At 67.7% G+C, this 5,236-nt stretch carries 4 protein-coding genes and 1 pseudogene; 3 read left to right on the plus strand and 2 right to left on the minus strand.

Annotation, left to right across the window (positions count from 1 at the left end; genetic code table 11):
* Nucleotides 1-29: 29 nt before the first annotated feature.
* Nucleotides 30-1,019 carry a M56 family metallopeptidase gene (locus tag K789_RS0120150; RefSeq protein ID WP_024368329.1) on the minus strand — a complete coding sequence of 330 codons (990 nt, stop codon included), beginning with the start codon at nt 1,017-1,019 and terminating at the stop codon, nt 30-32.
* 6 nt (nt 1,020-1,025) lie between these two features.
* The gene (locus tag K789_RS0120155; RefSeq protein WP_024368330.1) at nt 1,026-1,412 is read right to left on the minus strand and encodes a BlaI/MecI/CopY family transcriptional regulator; all 387 of its coding nucleotides are present in this window, start codon (nt 1,410-1,412) and stop codon (nt 1,026-1,028) included.
* Between the two features lie 278 nt (nt 1,413-1,690).
* Between K789_RS0120155 and K789_RS23665 the strand changes: the two are divergent.
* From K789_RS23665 to K789_RS0120170, 3 genes and pseudogenes are all read left to right on the plus strand, one after another.
* Nucleotides 1,691-3,294 (plus strand): annotated as a pseudogene (locus tag K789_RS23665) (cytochrome ubiquinol oxidase subunit I).
* 36 nt (nt 3,295-3,330) lie between these two features.
* Nucleotides 3,331-4,380, plus strand: a complete 1,050-nt coding sequence (gene cydB, locus K789_RS0120165; RefSeq protein ID WP_024368331.1) for a cytochrome d ubiquinol oxidase subunit II — start codon at nt 3,331-3,333, stop codon at nt 4,378-4,380.
* A 6-nt stretch (nt 4,381-4,386) separates the two neighbouring features.
* On the plus strand, nt 4,387-5,236 hold an 850-nt coding region (locus tag K789_RS0120170), incomplete at its 3' end, for an ABC transporter transmembrane domain-containing protein (protein WP_029705483.1).

Raw genomic sequence — 5,236 nt, forward strand, 5'->3', positions numbered from 1 at the left:
CCGCCGCTGCCGCCTCCGCCGCGGAGGTCTCAGCCCAGCAGGCCGGGGACAATCAGCAGTGCCGTCGGGACCGCCAGCAGCAGCAGGCATGCTGCCAGCACGGCTGCGCGCAGGGGTTCCGGGAGAGGCGGCTGCGGGGAGAGCAGGCGGCTGACGCGGGACGCCGTCGTCCGCGCCGAACCGGCACCTCCGGTGGCACCCGGCTGGCCGGGTTCGACGTCGGACAGTTCCGGCTCACCGAAGGCCATCCGTGCGCCGGGGGCGCCGGAGGAGCCGCTGGCGACAATCGCGATCGCCTTGATCAACGTCGCCTTGCTTTCGGTCTTCAGCGCGACGTCGTCGGCGAGCATCTCGATCAGCGAGCTGACCGCCTCCTGCGCCAAGCGGGTGGTGGGCAGCCACGGAAGGGCCTGCCGCCAGGCTGCAAAGGCCCAGAGCAGCAGATGGTGTCGCTGGTCCAGGTGGGCGTTCTCATGGTTCAGGACCGCGCGGAGTTCGGCGGGCTCGAGGGCCGCCATCAGCCCGTCGGAGAGGACGGTAACCGAGCGGGCCCCTCCGGGCAGACAGTATGCGACGGGGGAGTCGACATTGATCACCATGGTCCGCGGGCCGTCGGCGGAGGGTGAGGCGAGCAGTGCCAGCAGTTCGCGGTGTCGCCGCCGCTGGCGTTGGATCTTGTAGTACGTCAGCAGCAGGGTGAACACCAGGTGGGCCGTCAGCAGTGCCGCGGCGGACAACGCGAAGATATGCCAGAACCCCAGCGCGGTGGTGGGCGCGTTGTTGAAGACCATCCCGGCAAGGGCCCGCAGTCCCGCCAGCAGGTTGTCCCCGGCCGGCTCCAGGCCATAGACGAGCATGGCGCCGATCATGGACAGTCCGCCGGCGAGGGCGATCGCCTGCCAGAGCAGCATGGCCGTAAACGGTGAACGCGCCGGCCACTGGGCGCGTGAAAGCAGGATAGGCACCGGCCAGGCCAGCACTATCGCGAGGACCGCCAGAAACCATGAGGTCCAGAACATCGGGCGCTAGCTGAGTCCCAGCAGCTTGCGCAGCGTTTCCGCCTCAGTGTCGGTGACGGAACCAATAAAGCGGGCCAGCACTGCCTCGCGGTCCGGGGCGGAGCCCAGGACCTCGTGCATCAGCTCTGCCGTGTGGTCCTCGCGGCTGGAGACTGCCTGGTAGCGGTGCGGACGCGTTCCGCGTTCACGCTCGACCAGGCCCTTGCGCTCCAGGCGGGAGAGCACGGTCAGTACCGTCGTGACGGCCAAATCCTTGCCCTCGTGTCCTGCGGTGCCGTTTTCGGCGCGCGTGCTCTGTGCGAGCAGGTCCCGCAGGGTGTTCGCAGTCGCAGCCTCATGGCCTGCCCAGAGCAGATCCATCACTGCCCGTTCCAGTTCACCGAGACTTGCCATTCCGTACGTCCTTCGTAAGTGCCGCTCCGGCCAATCGACTCTGCCGGGCGGTCTGTGAATGCTTCAGTCTTAAATTTACCGTGTTTTGCCGATAGTTTCTACATGAGGTAGAAGTACCCGGCCCGGGCGTGTCGCGCGCCCGCCCCGGCATCTCCATTGCGGGCCGTTCGGCGCCGTGGGACTCTGGGTGCAGTGAACTATCAAAGTGTTCTACACTCTGTAGAAGAATCTTTCTACGTGATGTAGAAGTTGTCCGCCCAGCAAAGTTAGGGACTGCCTTGGACGCCTTGGAAATCGCACGCTGGCAATTCGGAATCACCACCGTCTACCACTTCATGATGGTGCCGCTCACGATCGGCCTGGGCCTCGTGGTGGCCGTGATCCAGACGATGTGGCACCGGACCGGCAAGCCGGAGTACCTCCGGATGACCAAGTTCTGGGGCAAGCTCTTCCTGATCAACTTCATCATGGGTGTCGCCACCGGCATTGTGCAGGAGTTCCAGTTCGGCATGGCGTGGAGCGAGTACAGCCGCTTCGTTGGTGACGTGTTCGGCGCGCCGCTGGCCATGGAAGCCCTCCTGGCGTTCTTCGTGGAGTCGACCTTCCTGGGTCTGTGGATCTTCGGCTGGAAGCAGCTCAAGCCTGCCGTCCACCTTGCCTGCCTCTGGATCGCCGTGATCGGCTCGGTCTTCTCCGCCTACTTCATCATCGTGGCGAACAGCTGGATGCAGCACCCGGTCGGTGTTGAGATGATCAACGGCCGCCCTGTCATGACCGATGCCTGGGCGGTGTTCACCAACAACACTGCCCTCGTCGCCGTCCCGCACACCCTCTTCGGCGCCCTCGCCGTCGCCGGTGCCTTCCTGCTGGGCATTGCCTGGTACCACCTGTGGCGCCGCCGCCACGACGGGATCGACACCATCGGCGAGGACGGCAAGGTGATTCCCGGCGAGGCCGCCATCCCCGGCCGGGACCGCACCGACCACGCCGTGTGGATCCGCTCCCTGCGGATCGGCGCCGTCGTCGCCATGATTTCCTTCGCCGGCACCGCCATCACGGGCGACCTGCAGGGCAAGCTCATGTTCGAACAGCAGCCCATGAAGATGGCGGCCGCCGAAGCGGCCTGNGCCACGACGGCACCGGCTTCTCCATCCTGAGCGTCGGCAACGTCGGCTCCAAGAACTGCGATGACGTCGTCGCCGTCATCGAGGTCCCAGGGATCCTGTCCTTCCTCGCCAAGGGCGACTTCACTACCGAGGTCAAGGGCGTCAACAGCCTGCTGGACCAGTACAAGGCCGACTACGGCACCAACCTGCCCGACAACCCGATCTACGGGGAACGCGCCGGGCAGGAGATCCAGTACGTTCCGGTCATGGAGGTCACCTACTGGGGCTTCCGGATGATGATCGGCTTCGGCGGAGTGGCGGCCGTGGCCGCGCTGGCAGCCCTGTGGGTCACCCGCAGGGGGACCGTCCCCGCCTCCCGCGGCCTTATGCGGCTGGCCGTGTTCGGGATCCTGGCACCGTTCGGAGCCAACGCCGCCGGCTGGATCTTCACCGAGATGGGCCGGCAGCCGTTCGTCGTCGCCCCCAACCCGGATCCCAGCGGGATCGACCAGGTCTTTATGTTCACCGCCGCGGCGGTCTCGCCCGGCGTCTCGGCCGGCGAGCTCCTGACCTCCCTCATCGTGCTGACCAGCGTGTACGCGGTGCTGCTCGTGGTTGAGGTCAAGCTGCTGGTCAAGTACATCCGCGGCGGGGTGGTCGCGGCCATGCCGGAACTCGTCCACGTCCCCGCCGACGGGAACGAGGACGCCACCCCCAAGGGCGGCGGTCCCGGCAAGCCCGGGGACGCCGACGACGTACTGGCCTTCGCCTACTAAGCCTTCGCTCCCCAAGAAACGCAGAGGATACTCAGCATGGAACTGCTTCCCACCATCTGGTTCATCGCCATCGCGGTGCTGTGGACGGGCTATCTCTTTCTCGAGGGCTTCGACCTCGGCGTCGGGATGCTGTTCAAGGGCTTTGCCCGGAACGACACCGAACGCCGCGTGCTGCTCAATACCGTCGGCCCGGTCTGGGACGGCAACGAGGTCTGGCTCCTGACGGCCGGCGGTGCCACTTTCGCGGCCTTCCCGCTCTGGTACGCCTCCCTGTTCTCCGCGCTTTACCTGCCGCTGCTCCTGGTCCTCGTGGCCCTCATCTTCCGTGCCGTGGCCTTCGAATACCGCGGCAAAGTCGACAACCCGCGGTGGCGTGCCCGCTGGGACTGGGCCATCTCGCTCGGCTCCCTCGTGGCGGCCTTCGGCGTCGGAGCCGCCCTGGCACTGACCACCACCGGGCTGCCCCTGAACGCCAACGGCGACCGTGAAGGCGGCCCGTTCGCGTGGTTCAGCGCCTACGCCGTGCTGGGCGGCCTCGCCGTCGTCGGGTTCTCGCTGCTGCATGGCCTCGCCTTCCTGGCCCTGAAGACCGACGGCGACGTCCGGCACCGCGCACGCCAGTGGTTCGTCCGCCTCCTGCCCGTGCTGCTGCTGCCGATCGCGGGCTGGGCAGTGAGCCTGCAGCTGCTCAGCGGCGAGATCTGGACCGTGCTGGCCGTCGTCGCCGCCGTCGTGGCCGCCGTCCTGGCCTGGAACTTCGCCCGCACGGGCGCCGAGGGCCGCGCGTTCCTGTCCCTGGGCGCGTTCCTGCTGCTTGGCAGCGCCTCGATCTTCGGCGCCGCCTTCCCCGTGGTACTGCCGTCCACGCTGAACCCGGACTTCAACCTGACCATCTCCAACGCCTCTTCCTCCGACTACACCCTGGGGCTGATGACCGTCGTGGCCTGTATCGGGCTGCCGCTGGTCCTCGTCTACCAGGCGTGGACGTACTGGGTGTTCCGGCGCCGGGTCAGCGACGCGCACATCCCGGAAGCCCACAGCTTCCTCCCGGCCATCGCCGCCAAAGCCCTGGCACCCAAGGACTAGCACCTGATGAGACCGCAGTTCCCCACAGGCCCCGCCAACCGCGCCGCCCTCTACCTGCTGGGCCTGCTCGCGGCTCTGAAGGCCCTGTCCCTCGTCCTGATCGGGCAGGCGGTCGCGTCCATGCTTGCGGGGCTGATGGCCGGCGACCCTGCCTGGGGCGGGCAGCTGTACTGGGGAGTTGCCGGTGTGGTCCTTCGGTCCCTGACCGTGTGGGCACAGGCTGTCGCCTCGCGCCGGGCGGCGCTGGGCGTGAAGGAGGAGCTGCGCTCGCAGCTGCTCGAGCGCGCGCTGCGCAACGGCACCCGGTCCGCCGGGCCCTCCGACGGCGGCCTCGCCATTCTCGCGACCCGGGGACTGGACGCCCTGGACAACTACTACACGCAGTTCCTGCCGGCCCTGGTGAACTGCGCGGCGATCCCCCTGCTGCTGGGCGCGCGCATCCTCTACGCCGACTGGATCAGCGCCGTCGTCATTGTGCTGACGGTGCCGCTGGTGCCGCTCTTTATGATCCTGATCGGCCGCTACACCGATGACCGCGTCCGGGAAGCCCAGTCAACCCTGTCCCGGCTGTCCGGCCACATGCTGGAGCTCGCCAAAGGCCTGCCCGTCCTCGTGGGGCTGGGCCGCGCCACCGCACAGCGCAGGGCCCTCGAGGACCTCTCCGAGGAGTACCGCCACCGGACCATGGGGACCCTGCGGACCGCGTTCCTCTCCGCCCTCGCGCTGGAACTCATCGCCACCATTTCCGTCGCCGTCGTCGCCGTCTTCATTGGCGTCCGCCTGGTCCACGGCGATATGGCACTGGAAGCGGGGCTGCTGGCCCTGATCCTCGCCCCCGACTGCTACCTCCCGCTCC

It is taken from the genome of Arthrobacter sp. TB 26 (genome assembly GCF_000427315.1).
Lineage (GTDB): Bacteria > Actinomycetota > Actinomycetes > Actinomycetales > Micrococcaceae > Arthrobacter.

Bases quoted from the DNA above. Each gene is read 5' to 3' on its own strand.
- K789_RS0120155 (WP_024368330.1), bottom strand. From the start codon at position 1,412: ATGGCAAGTCTCGGTGAACTGGAACGGGCAGTGATGGATCTGCTCTGG.
- K789_RS0120150 (WP_024368329.1), bottom strand. From the start codon at position 1,019: ATGTTCTGGACCTCATGGTTTCTGGCGGTCCTCGCGATAGTGCTGGCC.
- cydB (WP_024368331.1), top strand. From the start codon at position 3,331: ATGGAACTGCTTCCCACCATCTGGTTCATCGCCATCGCGGTGCTGTGG.